Origin of the sequence: Pantoea eucalypti (assembly GCF_009646115.1) — a bacterium.
In the GTDB taxonomy this organism is placed as follows: domain Bacteria; phylum Pseudomonadota; class Gammaproteobacteria; order Enterobacterales; family Enterobacteriaceae; genus Pantoea; species Pantoea eucalypti.
Genome location: NZ_CP045720.1, coordinates 2,710,724 through 2,728,117, shown reverse-complemented (window position 1 = coordinate 2,728,117; position 17,394 = coordinate 2,710,724). Strand labels below are relative to the sequence as shown.

General features: G+C 54.6%; 13 protein-coding genes. 7 read left to right on the top strand and 6 right to left on the bottom strand.

What is annotated here, in order from left to right:
• Positions 1 to 205: 205 nt before the first annotated feature.
• Positions 206 to 2,821, top strand: a complete 2,616-nt coding sequence (gene pepN / locus EE896_RS12800) for an aminopeptidase N (protein ID WP_008925859.1) — start codon at positions 206 to 208, stop codon at positions 2,819 to 2,821.
• A gap of 73 nt (positions 2,822 to 2,894) precedes the next feature.
• Here the strand turns inward: pepN and ssuB are convergent, their stop codons facing one another.
• Genes ssuB through ssuE form a run of 5 tightly spaced genes read right to left on the bottom strand, consistent with a single transcriptional unit; the run spans position 2,895 to position 7,159 of the window.
• On the bottom strand, positions 2,895 to 3,683 hold the full coding sequence (gene ssuB / locus EE896_RS12795) for an aliphatic sulfonates ABC transporter ATP-binding protein (protein WP_140915851.1): 789 nt from the start codon (positions 3,681 to 3,683) through the stop codon (positions 2,895 to 2,897).
• Positions 3,680 to 4,471, bottom strand: a complete 792-nt coding sequence (gene ssuC, locus EE896_RS12790; RefSeq protein ID WP_140915897.1) for an aliphatic sulfonate ABC transporter permease SsuC — start codon at positions 4,469 to 4,471, stop codon at positions 3,680 to 3,682. The genes ssuB and ssuC overlap by 4 nt, the downstream gene beginning before the upstream one ends.
• 10 nt (positions 4,472 to 4,481) lie before the next feature.
• The gene (ssuD, locus tag EE896_RS12785; RefSeq protein ID WP_039660947.1) at positions 4,482 to 5,630 is read right to left on the bottom strand and encodes an FMNH2-dependent alkanesulfonate monooxygenase; all 1,149 of its coding nucleotides are present in this window, start codon (positions 5,628 to 5,630) and stop codon (positions 4,482 to 4,484) included.
• Positions 5,631 to 5,642: 12 nt separating this feature from the next.
• Entirely contained in the window at positions 5,643 to 6,596 is a 954-nt protein-coding gene (locus EE896_RS12780) for a sulfonate ABC transporter substrate-binding protein (protein WP_140915852.1), read from the bottom strand.
• 11 nt (positions 6,597 to 6,607) lie between these two features.
• The gene (gene ssuE / locus EE896_RS12775) at positions 6,608 to 7,159 is read right to left on the bottom strand and encodes an NADPH-dependent FMN reductase (RefSeq protein WP_008925864.1); all 552 of its coding nucleotides are present in this window, start codon (positions 7,157 to 7,159) and stop codon (positions 6,608 to 6,610) included.
• Between the two features lie 749 nt (positions 7,160 to 7,908).
• Between ssuE and EE896_RS12770 the strand changes: the two genes are divergently transcribed.
• The 4 genes from EE896_RS12770 (at position 7,909) to EE896_RS12755 (ending at position 12,132) form a co-directional block, all read left to right on the top strand.
• Positions 7,909 to 8,889: a glycosyltransferase family 2 protein gene (locus tag EE896_RS12770; protein WP_008925865.1), complete on the top strand. Its 981-nt coding sequence runs from the start codon at positions 7,909 to 7,911 to the stop codon at positions 8,887 to 8,889.
• A 101-nt stretch (positions 8,890 to 8,990) separates the two neighbouring features.
• The gene (locus EE896_RS12765; RefSeq protein ID WP_039660951.1) at positions 8,991 to 10,292 is read left to right on the top strand and encodes a flippase; all 1,302 of its coding nucleotides are present in this window, start codon (positions 8,991 to 8,993) and stop codon (positions 10,290 to 10,292) included.
• 134 nt (positions 10,293 to 10,426) lie between these two features.
• Entirely contained in the window at positions 10,427 to 11,437 is a 1,011-nt protein-coding gene (gene pyrD / locus EE896_RS12760; protein WP_008925867.1) for a quinone-dependent dihydroorotate dehydrogenase, read from the top strand.
• Positions 11,438 to 11,589: 152 nt separating this feature from the next.
• Positions 11,590 to 12,132, top strand: coding sequence for a cell division protein ZapC (locus tag EE896_RS12755; protein ID WP_008925868.1), 543 nt, complete (start codon positions 11,590 to 11,592; stop codon positions 12,130 to 12,132).
• Here EE896_RS12755 and EE896_RS12750 read toward each other — a convergent pair whose 3' ends face one another.
• The gene (locus tag EE896_RS12750; RefSeq protein ID WP_140915853.1) at positions 12,133 to 13,242 is read right to left on the bottom strand and encodes a YcbX family protein; all 1,110 of its coding nucleotides are present in this window, start codon (positions 13,240 to 13,242) and stop codon (positions 12,133 to 12,135) included.
• Positions 13,243 to 13,352: 110 nt separating this feature from the next.
• Here EE896_RS12750 and rlmKL point away from each other — a divergent pair, with 110 nt between their 5' ends.
• Positions 13,353 to 15,467 (top strand): bifunctional 23S rRNA (guanine(2069)-N(7))-methyltransferase RlmK/23S rRNA (guanine(2445)-N(2))-methyltransferase RlmL, encoded by a 2,115-nt coding sequence (rlmKL, locus tag EE896_RS12745; RefSeq protein ID WP_008925870.1) that lies wholly within the window; start codon positions 13,353 to 13,355, stop codon positions 15,465 to 15,467.
• 6 nt (positions 15,468 to 15,473) lie between these two features.
• Positions 15,474 to 17,390 carry an ABC transporter ATP-binding protein gene (locus EE896_RS12740; protein ID WP_140915854.1) on the top strand — a complete coding sequence of 639 codons (1,917 nt, stop codon included), beginning with the start codon at positions 15,474 to 15,476 and terminating at the stop codon, positions 17,388 to 17,390.
• Positions 17,391 to 17,394 lie beyond the last annotated feature (4 nt).

The following is a 17,394-nucleotide window of genomic DNA, read 5'->3' as shown; positions in this document are numbered from 1 at the left end:
GTGTTGTACACAGTCATAAAGACGCGAAAGTATAATTCACTATCTGAACCCGATCACAGCATATTTCAGTCGGGTGGGTCGAGGCCAATCTGTGCCTTTGTTAACAAACTGTAGCCATTTCACCTTTTAGGTGCATTGTGCGTGGCAAGCTTGTAGTAACAAGCTTAGACTTTGCCGGTAAACTTATAACAACGCGAGACGCAATATGACGCAACAGCCCCAAATCAAGTATCGCCACGATTATCGTGCGCCTGATTACACCATCACCGATATCGATTTAACCTTTGAACTGGATGCGTCCACCACCCGTGTTACGGCCATCAGCCAGGTTAAACGACTGGGCGACAGCCAGGCTGAGCTGCAACTGGACGGCGAAGCGTTAACGCTGATTGCGCTGGAGATCGACGGGCAACCCTGGACGGCTTACCGTGAAGAAGAGGGCGCACTGGTGATCGGCCAGCTGCCGGAAAGCTTCACCCTGAAAATCATCAATGATATTCATCCGGATCAGAACACCGCGCTGGAAGGGTTGTACAAATCGGGCGAGGCGCTCTGCACCCAATGTGAAGCTGAAGGCTTCCGCCATATTACCTGGTACCTCGATCGCCCGGATGTCCTGGCGCGCTTTACCACCACCATTTATGCCGACGGTGAACGCTATCCATTCCTGCTCTCCAACGGTAACCGCATTGACGGCGGCCGGGATGAGCAGGGTCGCAGCTGGGTGAAGTGGGAAGATCCGTTCCCGAAACCGTGTTACCTGTTTGCGCTGGTGGCAGGCGATTTCGACGTGTTGCGTGACAGTTTTACCACCCGTTCAGGCCGTGATGTGGCGCTGGAGATCTTCGTCGATCGCGGTAATCTCGACCGTGCCGACTGGGCAATGACCTCGCTGAAAAACAGCATGAAGTGGGATGAAGAGCGTTTCGGCCTGGAGTATGACCTCGACATCTTTATGATCGTGGCGGTGGACTTCTTCAATATGGGCGCAATGGAGAATAAAGGCCTGAACGTCTTCAACGCCAAATATGTACTGGCGAAAGCGGAAACGGCGACCGACAAAGATTATCTGGGTATTGAAGCCGTTATCGGCCACGAATATTTCCACAACTGGACCGGCAACCGCGTGACCTGCCGCGACTGGTTCCAGCTCAGCCTGAAAGAGGGACTGACCGTGTTCCGCGATCAGGAGTTCAGCTCTGATCTGGGTTCACGTGCCGTGAACCGCATCGATAATGTGCGTATCGTGCGTGGGGCGCAGTTCGCCGAAGATGCCAGCCCAATGGCACACCCGATCCGTCCGGATCAGGTTATTGAGATGAACAACTTCTACACCCTGACGGTGTATGAGAAAGGGTCAGAAGTGATCCGTATGATGCATACCCTGCTGGGTGAAGAGAATTTCCAGAAAGGCATGAAGCTCTACTTTGATCGTCATGACGGCAGCGCCGCCACCTGTGATGATTTTGTGCAGGCGATGGAAGATGCCTCAAACGTCGATCTGTCGCAGTTCCGCCGCTGGTACAGCCAGTCCGGTACGCCGGTACTGACGGTGCGCGACGATTACAATCCGGAACTGGAGCAGTACACGCTACACGTCACGCAGCACACGCCAGCGACCGCCGATCAGAAAGAGAAGCTGCCCCTGCATATCCCGCTGGATATTGAACTCTATGACGGTGAAGGCAAGGTGATCCCGCTACAGAACAACGGCCATCCGGTGCACCATGTGCTGAATGTCACCGAAGAGTTCCAGACCTTTATTTTCGATAACGTCTACTTCCAGCCGGTGCCGTCACTGCTGCGTGAATTCTCTGCGCCAGTGAAACTCGATTATAAATGGAGTGATGCGCAGCTCACCTTCCTGATGCGCCATGCCCGCAACGACTTCTCCCGCTGGGATGCGGCGCAGAGCCTGCTGGCGACCTACATCCGTCTGAACGTTGCACGCTATCAGCAGGGTCAGCATCTGTCGCTGCCGCTGCATGTCGCCGACGCCTTCCGTGCAGTATTACTGGATACCGACTGCGATCCGGCCCTGACGGCGCTGATCCTGACCCTGCCGTCGGAAAATGAGATTGCCGAGCTGTTCGATACCATCGATCCGCAGGCGATTGCGCTGGTGCGTGACGCTCTGCAACGCACGCTGGCCCGCGAACTGGCCGATGAGTTTTTTGCCATCTACAACGCCAATCAGCAGCCTGAATACCGCGTGGAGCATGATGCGATTGGTCAGCGCAGCCTGAAAAATACCTGCCTGACCTATCTTGCCTTTAGCGATGCGCAGCTGGCAGACAAGCTGGTACAGACGCAGTACCACCAGGCGACCAACATGACGGATGCGCTGGCGGCGCTTTCCGCGGCTGTGGCGGCTCAGTTGCCGTGCCGTGATGCGCTGCTGGCGGCCTACGATGAGCGCTGGCATCAGGATGGTCTGGTGATGGACAAATGGTTTGTTCTGCAGGCCACCAGTCCGGCTGCCAACGTGATGCGCAATGTGCGTCAGCTTCTGACTCATCGCTCCTTTACCATGAGTAACCCGAACCGCGTTCGCTCGCTGGTGGGGGCCTTTGCCTCGGCTAACCCGGCCGCGTTCCATGCGAAAGATGGCAGCGGTTATAAGTTCCTGGTGGAGATGCTTACCGACCTGAACACCCGTAATCCGCAGGTCGCGGCGCGAATGGTAGAACCGCTGATTCGTCTGAAACGTTATGACGAAGACCGTCAGGCGATGATGCGCCAGGCGCTTGAGCAGTTGCTGCAGCTGGATAAGCTCTCTGGCGATCTTTACGAGAAAATTACCCGGGCACTGAACGCCTGATGACCCGTCCTGGCATAGGTTGACACGCTATGCTGTTAAAACGCCTGATGCACTGCATCAGGCGTTTTTTATTTCAGCGCTGTTGCGCGTAACGGACGGGCTGCGGGCGTTCCGTGCGCTGCATCACCCGATCCAGTATCTCCGCTTCCAGTTCGGCCAGCCGCGCAGATCCACGACGCCGCGGACGGGGCAGGTCCACCAGCAGATCCAGACCGATCTCGCCCTCTTCAATCAACAGCACGCGATCCGCCATTGCCACCGCTTCACTGACATCATGTGTGACCAGCAACACAGTAAAATGATGCTGTTGCCACAGTGACTCAATCAATCCCTGCATTTCAATGCGCGTCAGGGCATCCAGTGCGCCCAGCGGTTCATCCAGCAGCAGCAAACCCGGTCGATGGATCAGCGCCCTGGCCAGTGCCACGCGCTGTTTCTGACCGCCAGAGAGTGCAGCCGGCCACTCACTGGCCCGATCGGCCAGTCCTACCGCCGCCAGGGCATCCATTGCCGCGCTGCGCCATTCGCGTCCGCGCAGGCCCAGACCGACGTTATCGATCACTTTTTTCCACGGCAGCAGTCGCGCATCCTGAAACATCAGGCGGGTATCTTCTCGCGCTGACTGCAGCGGCGCATTGCCCGCCAGCAGTTCACCGCTGGAACTCTGTTCAAGTCCGGCCAGCAGACGCAGCAGAGTGCTTTTGCCACAGCCGCTGCGACCCACTACCGCCACAAACTGACCTGAAGGAATATGCAGGTCGATCTTATTGAGTATGGTGCGACTGCCATACTGTTTGCTGACGCCGTTGACGCCAACCGGCGTACCGGTGTTGAGGCGGGCCGGTGAGAAAGTCTGGCTCATGCGTTCTCCTCCTTCAGTTGGTAAGCGGGATGCCAGCGCAGCCAGACACGTTCCAGTAACAACGCGGCGACATCCGCCAGTTTGCCGAGCAGGGCGTAGAGAATAATGGCCACCACCACCACATCGGTCTGCAGGAATTCACGCGCATCCATCGCCAGATAGCCGATGCCAGAACTGGCGGAGATAGTCTCGGCGACAATCAGCGTCAGCCACATCAGACCCAGCGCGAACCGTACGCCGACCATAATATTGGGCAGCGCACCGGGCAGGATCACCTGAATAAACAGGCTCCAGCCGGAGAGGCCATAGCTGCGGGCCATCTCAACCAGCCCGCGATCAATGTTGCGGATGCCATGATAAGTATTCAGGTAGATCGGGAACAGCGTGCCCAGCGCCACCAGAAAGATTTTGGCGGATTCATCAATGCCGAACCAGAGGATCACCAGCGGGATCAGTGCCAGATGCGGCACATTACGCAGCATCTGCAGCGAGGTATCCAGCAACCGCTCACCGGTTTTTGAGGTGCCCGTGATCAAGCCCAGCAGCAGGCCGAGAGATCCACCGATGCTGAAACCGATCAGCGCCCGCCAGCTGCTGATCGCCAGGTGCTGCCAGAGTTCACCGCTGGCGGTCAGCTGCCAGAAGGTGGTCACAATCTTCTCCGGTGCGGGCAGAATACGGTTCGATAACCAGCCGGTCTGTGAGGCTAGCTGCCACACCACGACCAGCAGCGTTGGCAGGAGCCAGGGTAACAACGTATCAGCAAGGCGTTTTCGGGTTCTGGCCATCATGCTCTCCTCAGCCCCGGGCGACTTTTTTCTCAGGGGTAAAATCGTTGGCGACCGCTTCACCGTGCGCCTGAACCACACGCGGCTGAGGCACCAGGGGAACCTGCAGATCCAGATGCGGGAACAGCAGTTCGCCAACGCGATACGCCTCTTCCAGATGCGGATACCCCGACAGGATAAAGGTCTCGATGCCCAGCGCTTCATACTCCCTGATACGTGCGGCAACCGTCGGACCATCGCCGACCAGCGCCGTACCGGCTCCGCTGCGCACCAGGCCCACGCCGGCCCACAGGTTCGGACTGATTTCGAGCTTGTCGCGTCGACCGCCGTGCAGGGCGGCCATCCGGCGCTGACCCACAGAATCTGCCCGCTGGAACGCTGCCTGTGCTTTCGCGATAGTGGCGTCATCGACATTGGCAATCAGCCGGTCAGCGGCCTGCCAGGCTTCTTCATTTGTTTCACGCACAATCACATGCAGACGGATGCCGAAGCGTACGGTGCGTCCCTGAGCAGCGGCTTTTGCACGCACCTGGTCAATCTTCTCTTTGACCTGTGCAGGCGGCTCACCCCAGGTGAGATAAACATCGACCTGTTCGGCCGCCAGCTCCTGGGCCGGTTCAGAAGAGCCACCGAACCAGAGGGGAGGACGAGGCTGTTGCACCGGTTTAAACATCAGACGCGCGCCGCGAACCTTCACGTGCCTGCCTTCATAATCGACGGTTTCGCCTTCCAGCACCCGACGCCAGACACGGGTAAACTCGGCAGACTCTGCGTAACGCTCACGGTGATCCAGGAACACACCGTCGCCCGCCAGCTCTTCCGGATCGCCGCCGGTCACCAGATTGAACAGCGCGCGGCCATTGGAGAGCCGATCCAGAGTGGCAGCCTGACGCGCCGCCTGAGTCGGTGAAATCACGCCGGGGCGCAGCGCCACCAGGAAGCGCAGACGCTGAGTGACCGGAATCAGCGAGGCGGCAACCAGCCAGGCATCTTCGCATGAACGGCCGGTCGGGATTAATACGCCACCGAAGCCGAGGCGGTCGGCGGCCTGTGCCACCTGTTGCAGATAGGCGTGATCAACCGGTCGCGCCCCTTCGGCAGTACCAAGATAGTGGCCGTCGCCATGCGTCGGCAGAAACCAGAAAATGGATACGCTCATTATTGTTGCTCCTTATTGCGTTACGGTATGCGGTTGCCAGATGCGATCCTGAATCGTCACTTTTACGGGCAACAGATGATTGGCATAGAACAGGTCAGCGGTGCGCTGCTGAGCCGCAGCGGTTTCAGCGCTCACCGGTGAAATCCGGGTTGGTGGCCGATGGCTGAGATAGCTGGCGATAACCGGCTCAGGCAGACCCATTGCCTGCGCCAGCAGTGTGGTGCTCTTCTGACGCTGGCTGATTGTCAGCGCATCGGCCGCGCTAAAGGTATCGAGAACCTGCTGGATAAAGGCGCCATGGGCTTCGGCATAGCTGCGGGTCGCTAAATAGAATGAGCCAGTCAGATTAAGTGCGCTGCCATCAGTCAGCAGACGCGAATGACCCTGCAACAGCACCGAGGAGTAGTAGGGGTCCCAGATTGCCCAGGCATCAACATCTCCCTGCTGGAAGGCGGCGCGCGCATCGGCGGGTGTCAGATAAACCGGTGTAATATCTTTAAAACTCAGGCCCGCCTGCTGTAAGGCGCGAAGCAGTAAATTGTGCGAGCTGGAGCCTTTTTGGAACGCGACCTTTTTCCCTTTCAGGTCTGCGACCTGTTTCAGAGGACTCTCTTTTGGGACCAGAATCACTTCTGCTTTGGGCTTTGGCGGCTCGGAGCCGACATAAAGCAGATCCGCGCCAGCGGCCTGGGCAAACAGTGGCGGAAGGTCACCGGTGCTGCCGAGGTCAATACTGTTGATGTTCAGCGCTTCCAGCATTTGTGGACCCGCCGGGAACTCGATCCACTTAATCTGAGTATGGGGAAAACGCTTCTCCAGTAACTGATGTGATTTTGCCAGCACCATGCTGACCGAACCTTTTTGATAGCCGATACGAATCTCAGCCGGATCGGATTCGGCGGCCTGAACCAGAGGGGCGATGAGTAAAAGGCCTGCCACCAGCCACTTTCCAACTATTTGCTTCATCGAACTCTTCCTTATACCGCTTGTGCAACGGGGTGGTGGTGACGGGTCAGCGCCAGCCAGAACGCAGTGACGGCTTCATCCAGACGCTGTGACAGTGAATCCTGTAAAACCGGCTGACGATCGTAGTGGGTAATCTGGCTGTCCTCGGCATAAACACCGTGCAGGATCTCCTGCGCCTTTAAGGCGTTAAGAACCGGTTTCAGGGCGTAATCCAGCGCCAGCATGTGGCCGACACTGCCGCCGCTGGCCAGCGGCAACACAACCTTGTGCTCGAGTGCACGTTCAGGTAGCAAATCGAGCAGGGTTTTCAGCGCGCCTGAAAAGGACGCCTTATAAACAGGTGTCGCCACGATCAGGCCATCAGCAGACGCGAGGTCTTCACGGAGGGCCAGGAGTGCGGGTGCATCAAAACGTGCATTGATCAGATCGTCAGGCTGAAAGTTGTGAATATTCCAGGGAATGACTTCAATGCCACGCGCTTCCAGCTTGTGCTGACACAGCGTCAGTAATGAAGTCGAGCGGGAAGGAAATCGTGGGCTGCCAGCCAGCGTAATAACGCGCATCATCACTCCTTATAACTAAAAGTTATTGATTATCTAAAGTTGAGAACTAATGGCTTCATACTGTCAGAGCTACGGAGTGGGCTTAAATGATTTATCCGGCAAAGTAAGGGTGAAAAATGCAAATAGAAGACGCCGCTGCAGAAGGGAACGCATAAGCTTCCGATAATTCTTAATTTAGGTTCCGGCAGGCGGTGAATTGATTAAGGAGTGTGATACGAGATGGTCAAAACGGGGGAGGATGCTGAAAAAAATCGTTTTCGTCTGATTGCTTAATCAATCTTCCTGAGAGTCATACAGCGTTAAAGCGAAGCGGTGAGCATAACAGCCCCTCTGAGCGGCACAGAATCTGCCTGTCTGCGGAAGCCCCTGCCTGAAGCTAAGATTAATCGCAGAAAAAAAACTGCAATGAAAATGAAGTAATGGTGAAGTTATTCACTATTACAGATGTTCTCTTACACATTCCTGAACATGGTTACGTCTGCTTTGCCGGGCTATTTTAAATCGATCATCAACGGTTTTAACATTTACGCGGACTATAGATGCACTTTCATTAACAGTGATTTTCACAGGAAACGTTAAGATAATTTTTACGACTGGTCTTTATTCGCATTACCGGTTTAAGATAATCAGGCCAAATGAAAGCTATCATAATAATAGCGCATTACTCTTTTCGACGTTTCGCCTCTGGTCAGGACCTGCATCTGGCAGGTGACGCGTATTGTCTTTTTTCTAACAGCAGAGAATTGCCTATGTCTGACACTCTATTATCTGTAATTATTCCAACTTACAATGTTGAAAAATATATTGTGGAGTGCGTCGATTCATTATTACGTCAGGTTAAAGCGCCCAATGAAATACTCATTGTGAATGATGGTTCCACCGATGGAACATTAGCCTTACTTGAACAGAATTATGCGCATCTTCCTCAGGTGAAAATAATTACCACTGAAAATGGAGGCGCCGGTCAGGCCCGGGATGTGGGCATTGCACAGGCGAAGGGACAGTTTCTCTTTTTCTGTGATCCGGACGACGTCGTGGCGGACGGCCTGGTGGCCGAGCTGGCCAGGGTGGCGGAAACGCATCCTGAAACGGACCTGTTCTGTTTTAAATCGTGTGTATTCCGCGATGGTCAGATTGACATCACTTCACCAAAAGTGAGGCACGAACTCTTTGGCCAGCAAAAGCCACAGGAGGTCCTGCTGGCGCTGCTGCGTAATGGCAGCTATACCTCGGCGGCCTGGAGTTATGTCATCAGCAAACGCGTTATTGAGCAGCATAAATTGCGCTTTGTTAAACGTGTTCATGAAGACCACAATTTTACCCTTTCCTGTTTTATGAAAAGTCAGCAGGCCTGGGTCAGTCATCAGGTCTATTATAAACAGCGTATTCGCAACGGTTCACTGACCAACAGTACTAAAAGCAATGAGTTTTTCCATCAGCGCTATGACGCTTTTATGCATGCCTACAACACGTTAACCGGATCGATGGTTAAATCAGCATGGCGTGACACCCTGGAAAAAGCCTATTTAGTTCACTCGTTTCGTCTGATGATCTATTTATCACTCTACAATCGAACACCTGTTCCTGAATATGTGCTGAATGCTATTCGCTTTTTGGGGCGTAATGTTAAAGCAGAGAGCTTTAAAGAGCGGTTATTGTTTAATCGTCCTGAACTGTTTATTGCGCTGCAGCATTACAAAGTCAAAAAAGAGTTGAAAAACGCGGCCTGATCACAAAAAACAGCCTGATTCTGAAAAATGTGAAGCGATATTGTTTATGCCTTAGCGAAATGAGAAGGTGAGACATGCAATGTGTATAAGGTTGTTGCGTCATGGCAAAAGTTCTTGATAAAAGTCTGATTATTAATATTTTCTCCCTGCTGGCCTATCGTGGTGCGTCGTTTCTTTTTCCGCTGGCGACGCTGCCCTATCTTGCCCGTGTTCTGGGTGTAGAGCAGATGGGTACGCTGGCACTGGCGATCGCCTGTGTGCTCTATTGCAGTACCATCTCTGACTGGGGATTCAATGTCTTTACCACCAAAGATATTGCTCACCATCGTGATGACAAAGAACGCGTCACTCAGCTTTTCTGGTCAACATTTAACGCCAAGCTGATGCTGCTGGTGGTGACCAGCGGCACGCTGCTGACCGCGACCTGGTTCAATCCTGCCTGGCATCCGTTGTTCTTTATCATCCTGGCGAACTGCACCACGCTGATAGGCTCGTTGTTTTCATTTGGCTGGCTGATGCAGGGCTTTGAGAAGTTGGGTAAGACGGCAATGATCGCTACCTTCGGGAACTTCTGTGCGATTCCGCTAACGTTTTTACTGGTGAAATCCCCGCAGGATACCTGGCTGGCTGCCCTGATCCCTGGCACTGTCTCGATCATCAGTGCAGCGATTACGCTGAAGTTTGTGCTGGAGATGAAGGTCATTGGCCGTTATCGCTTTGAGCCCCGTGAAATCAAACAGCGCATCACCGACAGCATGGATGTCTTTATCGCCATTGCCGGTGCCAATCTGTTCAACAGCGTCAACGTCGTGATTCTCGCCTCCTTTACCTCCACCTATATGGTGGGTATCTATAACGGTGCGGATCGTCTGCGTAAAGCCGCTAACTCTGTGCCAGAGCAAATTGGCAGCGCCTTCTTCCCGCGCGTCAGTCATCTGTTTGGCCGGGATAAACGGGCTGCCATTGCAGCGACGCGCAAAAGCCTGCTGCTGTCGTTTTCCCTGAGTCTGTCGATTGTGATCTTTACCTGGTTCTTTGCTGACCTGGTGGTTTCAATCTTACTGGGTAAGGACTTTATTCCGTCGGCGGATGTGCTGCGTGTCTTTGTACTCTGCTTCCTGTTTGGCAACATTGCTTATCCGGCCGGATTACAGATTCTGATTCCACATGGTTTAGCGCGTCAGCGTATGTGGGTGATGATGGCCGCGGGTGTGATTAACGTGCCGCTGTGCTGTTTCCTGGCGTGGAAGTTTGGTGCGATCGGGGCCGCATGGTCGATGGTCGGGGCAGAAGCGTTCGTCTGCATCGGTATTTTTGGCATCATGCAGCGTCACGGGATCCTCCGGGAATATCTGTTCCCCTCGCAGGTGGAAAATCACCCCGTAAACGATTCCGCTGCGTAAGATCAAGGGATTTTCAGTTAACTTCCCACCACCCCGCAGTTCGATTTACTTTTGCGCCAGAGCACTTTACCATTCTGGCGCACATTTTCCCGTGCACCGACTTCCACGATCGCTTCCGTCCTTCAGGAGAGTGCATGTTTTATCCTATCGTCCGACCGGCGCTGTTTAAACTCGACCCCGAACGCGCACACGAACTCACCTTTCAGCAACTACGCTTTATGAGCGGCACGCCACTTGAGATGTTCTATCGCCAGACTCTGCCGTCGCGTCCGGTTACCTGTATGGGACTGACCTTTAAGAACGCCCTGGGCCTGGCCGCCGGGCTGGATAAGAACGCAGAGTGTATTGATGCGTTTGCCGCGATGGGCTTTGGTTTTGTTGAAGTCGGTACCGTCACGCCGCGCCCTCAGGCGGGTAATGATAAGCCACGCATGTTTCGGCTGGTGGAAGCAGGCGGAATTATCAATCGGATGGGATTTAATAATCTGGGTGTCGATCATCTGGTTGAAAACGTGAAAAAAGCGCGTTTTAACGGCGTGCTGGGAATCAATATCGGTAAAAATAAAGATACGCCAGTCGAGCAGGGCAAAGATGATTATCTGATTTGCATGGAGAAGGTCTATGCCCACGCCGGTTATATCGCCATCAATATTTCCTCCCCTAACACGCCAGGTTTGCGTTCGCTGCAATATGGCGAGGCGCTGGATGATCTGCTCTCCTCAATCAAACAAAAACAAAAAGAGCTGGAACAGCGTCACCTTAAATATGTTCCGCTGGCCGTGAAAATTGCGCCCGATCTCTCGGAAGAGGAGTTAATTCAGGTCGCAGACAGTTTAATTCGTCATCAGATTGATGGTGTTATTGCCTGCAATACCACCCTCGATCGTTCGCTGGTTAGTGGACTCAAATATGCTGAGGAAGCAGGCGGATTAAGTGGCCGGCCAGTTCAGTCCCGGAGCACAGCGGTTATCCAGCGCCTCTCTCAGGAACTGCAGGGACGCCTGCCGATTATTGGCGTTGGTGGCATTGATTCTTTAACGGCCGCACGTGAAAAAATCGCCGCCGGGGCAACATTAGTTCAGATTTATTCAGGTTTTATTTATCAGGGACCGGGCTTAATTAAAGATATCGTTACCAATATCTAAGACAATTCTCACAATGACGGGCCGGGGGCTTTATTTATCCCCTCGGCTCGTTTATATTTTGTCCTGTTGCACGCTTTTTCAGCTTTTCCTTATGTTTCTTTTTCGCTGAATTCTGCGTGATTTTTGGCGCAGCGGTAAATACAGGGCACACGATGAAAATTAAACCCGATGATAACTGGCGTTGGTATTTTGACAGCAGCCACGATCGAATGATGCTCGACCTGGCCGACGGTATGCTGTTTCGTTCCCGCTATTCCCGCAAAATGCTCACGCCGGACGCTTTCGCTGAATCGGGCTTTTGTGTCGATGACGCTGCTCTTTATTACACGTTTGAAGAGACCTGCCGTCATTGCAAACTCAGTGGCAGTCACCGTGCTGAGTTGGTGTTAAACGCACTGGTCGCTGCCCGCTTTCTCAAACCCCTGATGCCTAAAAGCTGGCATTTCACCTCATATGCCCCGGCCATGCAGCCTCGTCCTGGCGAAATGGTACAGGTTACGCTGGCTGAAGAGGGAACACAGGCACGTCTGCTGGTGGTTGAAAGTGGTGATAATGCGGCGCTCTGTCTGCTGGCGCAGCAAGGTCTCACGCTGGCGGGAAAAAACATGGTGCTCGGCGATGCCATCAAAGTGATGAACGATCGCCTGCAGCCCTGGCATGAGGACGTTGCTGCACCTTTCGCACGCGCTGTCTGATCACCTCAGTTCAACATCGCCCGCCGGAATACAGCTACAGCTTAACAGTGTGCCGTCCTGACGCAGGGCACTCTGTTTCAGCGCCTTCACCTCACCTGCGACCAGATTCAGCTTGCAACTGCCACAGAGACCTGCACGACAGGAATAGGGTATGCGAAAGCCCTGCATCTCCAGTTGATCCAGTAACACCTGCTGATTATCTCCGGTGAATGTCTGACCCTGATAAGTAATGTTCACGGTTTCAGGCGCCTGTTTTTCTGGTTTCAACGTTTCAACCACTTCACCCGCCCCATACCTGCGCGATGCATGACGTTTCAGGGCAATCATTTCATCACCCGCACGCACCACGCCGCTGCTACGCGCCACTAAGTTCAGGCCGAAATCGATGTCACCACTGCCATCCTGAGCGGTACGAAAAGTCTGCAACGTCGCCAGCGGATGACCGGTGGGATGCTTAACGCCGGTCTCGGTGCTGACCGTGGTGAGCACACAGCGACTGCAGGGCTTTGGCACCTCGAATATCACGTCGCCAATCTGAATTTCTGCCCAGCTATCTTCATCCCATGCGGCAGCACCGCTGACGACCAGATTCGGACGAAACTGTTCGGCTCGGACGCTGGCCGGGCAGCGTTGTTGCAGATCATGCAGCGACGCGTTGTTGATCAGCAAAAACGGAAAGCCATCGGCAAAGCTAAGCGGAATATGATCAAACTTTTTGACCCGGCGGCTGGGTTGTGGCCCGACCCAGCGCAACTGAACGTCGCGCGGGAAGAACTGGCTCAGCCACTGATTTATCGCAAGGGGCGCTATGCGCGCGGTAAAATGATTACCCCAGACTTCGGTGGGATGATCCTGCTCATCGAAATCGCTGAAGCGGATCAGGGACTGACTCCCATCTGGCGCCGCCAACAGCAGGCCATCCGGCAGAATCGCGGGCGTAAAGCGCACCATCTCCGGGTGCTGGCGGGCGGTAATAAAGGTGCCATCAGGTTCGGTCACCATAAACAGACGATCAAACGCCAGTCCGCTGTCAGTGACCAGCGCGTGTGATAACGCTAATCCCCGCATCGACTTCACAGGATGAATAAATAAGCGGGAAAGCGTGATCATGGTGTTCTCCTTGAACCCGACGCGCGACACAAAAGAAGCTAACTTTATGACATAGGTCTCCGATTCGCTATAATGCGCGACAATTTTCTTAAGAGTTAAAAAGTGACGATATGAATTCTCTGTTTGCCAGCACGGCGCGTGGGCTCGAAGAGCTGTTAAAAAGTGAGCTGGACGCGCTGGGCGCGCAGGATTTGCAAGTGGTGCAGGGAGGCGTTCACTACGAAGCCGACGATCGCGCCATGTACCAAAGTCTGATGTGGAGTCGTTTAGCATCACGCATCCTGTTGCCGCTGGGAGAGTTTGGCGTCTACAGCGATCTTGATCTCTATCTGGGTGTACAGAGCGTGGACTGGCCGACGATGTTCGGCAGCGACAAAACGTTTGTCGTGCATTTCAGCGGCACCAACGACTCGATTCGTAATAGCCAGTTTGGCGCGCTGAAAGTGAAAGATGCCATCGTGGACAGCTTTACCCGTCAAAACCTCGAGCGGCCGAATGTCGATCGTGAGCAGGCGGATATCCGTGTCAACGTCTGGCTGAATGACGATCGTGCCAGTATTGCGCTGGATCTCAGCGGCAGCTCGCTGCATCAGCGCGGCTATCGGCAGCAAACCGGTCAGGCACCGTTGAAAGAGACGCTGGCCGCAGCGATTGTGCTGCGTTCTGGCTGGGAGCCGACCACGCCGCTGATCGATCCGATGTGTGGTTCCGGTACGCTGCTGATTGAAGCCGCACTGATCGCCTGCGATCGCGCACCAGGCCTGCTGCGCAAGCACTGGGGCTTCACCGCCTGGAGTCAGTTTAATGCTGCTCTGTGGCAGGATGTGAAAGCCGAGGCGCAGGCGCGTGCCCGTGCGGGCACCGCCGCCACCCAGGCGCGCTTCTTTGGCTATGATAATAATGGCCGTGTACTGGAGTGGGCGCAGTCGAATGCCCGTCGCGCAGGCGTTTATGAACTCTTTACCTTTGCTCAACAGGACCTGCTGAAGCTGACCAATCCGGTCGATCCGGCTGTGCATGGCACGGTGCTGAGCAATCCGCCTTACGGTGAACGTCTGGAGAGCGAACCCGCCCTCATTGCGCTGCACAGCCAGCTTGGACGTCTGATGAAGCAGCATTTTGGCGGCTGGAATCTGTCGCTGTTCAGCGCCTCGCCTGAACTGCTGAGCTGCCTGCAACTGCGTGCCGACCGCCAGTTCAAAGCGAAAAACGGTCCGCTGGATTGCGTTCAGAAAAATTATCAGCTTGCGGTCAACAGCCATGAAAGCGCCGGTCAGATTGCGGAAGATTACGCGAACCGTCTGCGTAAAAATGTGAAAAAGCTGGAGAAGTGGGCGCGTCAGGAAGGCATTGAATGCTACCGCATTTATGACGCCGATCTGCCAGACTACAACGTCGCTGTCGATCGCTATGGCGACTGGGTGATTATCCAGGAATACGCGCCACCGAAAACGATCGATCCGAACAAAGCGCGTCAGCGCCTGTTCGATGTGATCAGCGCGACCCTGAGCGTACTGGAACTGCCTGCCGACCGTCTGATTATGAAAACGCGTGAGCGTCAGAAAGGCAAAGCGCAGTATCAGAAGCTCAGCGAAAAGGGCGACTATTTCGAAGTTAAAGAGTTTAATGCGCATTTCTGGGTGAATCTGACCGACTATCTCGATACCGGCCTGTTCCTCGATCACCGCATTGCCCGTAAAATGCTCGGCCAGATGAGCCAGGGCAAAGATTTCCTGAACCTGTTTGCCTATACCGGCACCGCCAGTGTGCATGCCGGTCTGGGTGGGGCGCGTTCGACCACCACGGTAGATATGTCGCGGACCTATCTGGAGTGGGCGGAGCGCAACCTGCGTCTTAACGGACTGACCGGGCGTCAGCACCGCCTGATGCAGGCAGACTGCCTGAGCTGGCTGAATGAGAGTGACGAGAATTTTGACCTGATCTTTATCGATCCGCCAACCTTCTCCAACTCAAAACGTATGGAAGAGAGCTTTGACGTTCAGCGCGATCATATGATGCTGATGCGTAACCTGAAGCGCCTGCTGCGTCGCGGCGGCACCATCATGTTCTCCAATAACAAACGCGGTTTCAAAATGGACATGGATGGCCTGAAAGCACTGGGCCTGCAGGCGCAGGATATTACCCAGAAAACACAGTCGCAGGACTTCGCGCGTAACCGTCAAATTCACAACTGCTGGCTGATCACTCACGCCGGTAAGGAATAAGATTACATGTCATTAATCAGTATCCACGGCGCTTATCTCTCCTTCAGCGATGCGCCGCTGCTAGACAACACCGAACTGCACATTGAAGAGAACGAACGCGTCTGTCTGGTGGGCCGTAACGGTGCAGGTAAATCCACACTGATGAAAATCATCAACGGCGAACAGCCGCTGGATGATGGCCGCATTATTTATGAAACCGATCTGGTGGTTGCGCGTCTGCAACAGGATCCACCGCGTAACATCACCGGTTCGGTCTATGACTTCGTGGCTGAGGGCGTTGAAGAGCAGGCTGAGCATCTGAAAGCCTATCACGCCATTTCCCATGTGGTGATGGACGATCCAAGCGATAAAAACCTCAATGAGATGGCGCGTCTGCAGAGTATTCTCGACCATCAGAATTTGTGGCAGCTGGAAAGCCGCATCCATGACGTGCTGGAGCAGATTGGTCTGCAGCCCGATACCGAACTGTCGTCGCTCTCTGGCGGCTGGCTGCGTAAAGCGGCGCTGGGCCGTGCGCTGGTCAGTAACCCGCGCGTGCTGATGCTGGATGAGCCAACCAACCACCTCGATATTGAAACCATCGACTGGCTGGAAACGTTCCTGAAGAACTTCACCGGCAGCATCATCTTTATTTCGCATGACCGTTCGTTTATCCGCAACATGGCGACACGTATCGTCGATCTCGACCGCGGCAAGCTGGTCTCCTGGCCGGGCAACTACGATCTCTATCTGGAAGGCAAAGAAGAAGCCTTGCGCGTTGAAGAGATGCAGAACGCAGAATTCGACCGCAAGCTTGCGCAGGAAGAGGTGTGGATCCGTCAGGGCATCAAAGCCCGTCGTACACGTAACGAAGGCCGTGTGCGTGCGCTGAAAGCGCTGCGTCGTGAGCATTCGGAACGTCGCGAAGTCATGGGCAAAGCCAACATGCAGGTGGGCGAAGCGTCCCGCTCCGGCAAAATTGTGTTTGAGCTGGAACATGTCGACTACGCGGTCGACGGCAAAGTGCTGGTGAAGGATTTCTCAACCCAGGTTCAGCGTGGCGACAAAATTGCGCTGATTGGACCGAACGGTTGCGGTAAAACCACCTTACTGCGTCTGATGCTGCAGCAATTAAAAGCGGATCATGGCCGCGTGCATTCCGGCACCAAGCTGGAAGTGGCCTACTTTGACCAGCATCGCGCTGAACTGGATCCGGATCGCACCGTGATGGACAACCTGGCCGAAGGCAAGCAGGAAGTGCTGGTTAACGGCAAACCGCGCCACGTGCTGGGCTATCTGCAGGACTTCCTGTTCCATCCTAAACGTGCCATGACGCCGGTGCGCGCACTTTCGGGTGGTGAACGTAACCGCCTGTTGCTGGCGCGTCTGTTCCTGCGTCCCAGCAACCTGATGATTCTGGATGAACCAACCAACGACCTCGACGTCGAAACGCTGGAGCTGCTGGAAGAGCTGATTGATGGTTATCAGGGCACTGTCTTACTGGTCAGTCACGATCGTCAGTTCGTCGACAATACCGTCACTGAGTGCTGGATTTTTGAAGGTAACGGCGAAATCGGCACCTTTGTAGGCGGTTATCACGATGCTCAGCAGCAGCGCGCCGCCTACCGTCAGCACAGAGCTGCCACACCCGCAAAAGCGACGGCTAATACCGCTAAGCCTGCCGCAGAGAAGAGTGATGCGAAGCGTAACGTAAATAAACTCAGCTACAACCTGGCGCGAGAGCTGGAACAGTTGCCGCAAAAACTGGAGCAGCTGGAGGCGCGCATCGGCGAACTGCAGGCGAAGATGAGTCACCCGGACTTCTTCAGTCAGGCACACGATCAGACACAGCCGGTGCTGGATAATCTGGCGCAGGCTGAGCAGGAGCTGGAAACCGCTTTTGCGCGCTGGGAAGAGCTTGAGTCACTGAAAAACGGCGCGTAGGGCA

Coding starts and splice junctions, on each gene's coding strand:
- ssuC (WP_140915897.1), bottom strand. CDS start 4,471: ATGGCCAGAACCCGAAAACGCCTTGCTGATACGTTGTTACCCTGGCTC.
- pyrD (WP_008925867.1), top strand. CDS start 10,427: ATGTTTTATCCTATCGTCCGACCGGCGCTGTTTAAACTCGACCCCGAA.
- ssuD (WP_039660947.1), bottom strand. CDS start 5,630: ATGAGCGTATCCATTTTCTGGTTTCTGCCGACGCATGGCGACGGCCAC.
- EE896_RS12740 (WP_140915854.1), top strand. CDS start 15,474: ATGTCATTAATCAGTATCCACGGCGCTTATCTCTCCTTCAGCGATGCG.
- EE896_RS12770 (WP_008925865.1), top strand. CDS start 7,909: ATGTCTGACACTCTATTATCTGTAATTATTCCAACTTACAATGTTGAA.
- ssuE (WP_008925864.1), bottom strand. CDS start 7,159: ATGCGCGTTATTACGCTGGCTGGCAGCCCACGATTTCCTTCCCGCTCG.
- EE896_RS12780 (WP_140915852.1), bottom strand. CDS start 6,596: ATGAAGCAAATAGTTGGAAAGTGGCTGGTGGCAGGCCTTTTACTCATC.
- rlmKL (WP_008925870.1), top strand. CDS start 13,353: ATGAATTCTCTGTTTGCCAGCACGGCGCGTGGGCTCGAAGAGCTGTTA.
- EE896_RS12750 (WP_140915853.1), bottom strand. CDS start 13,242: ATGATCACGCTTTCCCGCTTATTTATTCATCCTGTGAAGTCGATGCGG.
- pepN (WP_008925859.1), top strand. CDS start 206: ATGACGCAACAGCCCCAAATCAAGTATCGCCACGATTATCGTGCGCCT.
- EE896_RS12765 (WP_039660951.1), top strand. CDS start 8,991: ATGGCAAAAGTTCTTGATAAAAGTCTGATTATTAATATTTTCTCCCTG.
- EE896_RS12755 (WP_008925868.1), top strand. CDS start 11,590: ATGAAAATTAAACCCGATGATAACTGGCGTTGGTATTTTGACAGCAGC.
- ssuB (WP_140915851.1), bottom strand. CDS start 3,683: ATGAGCCAGACTTTCTCACCGGCCCGCCTCAACACCGGTACGCCGGTT.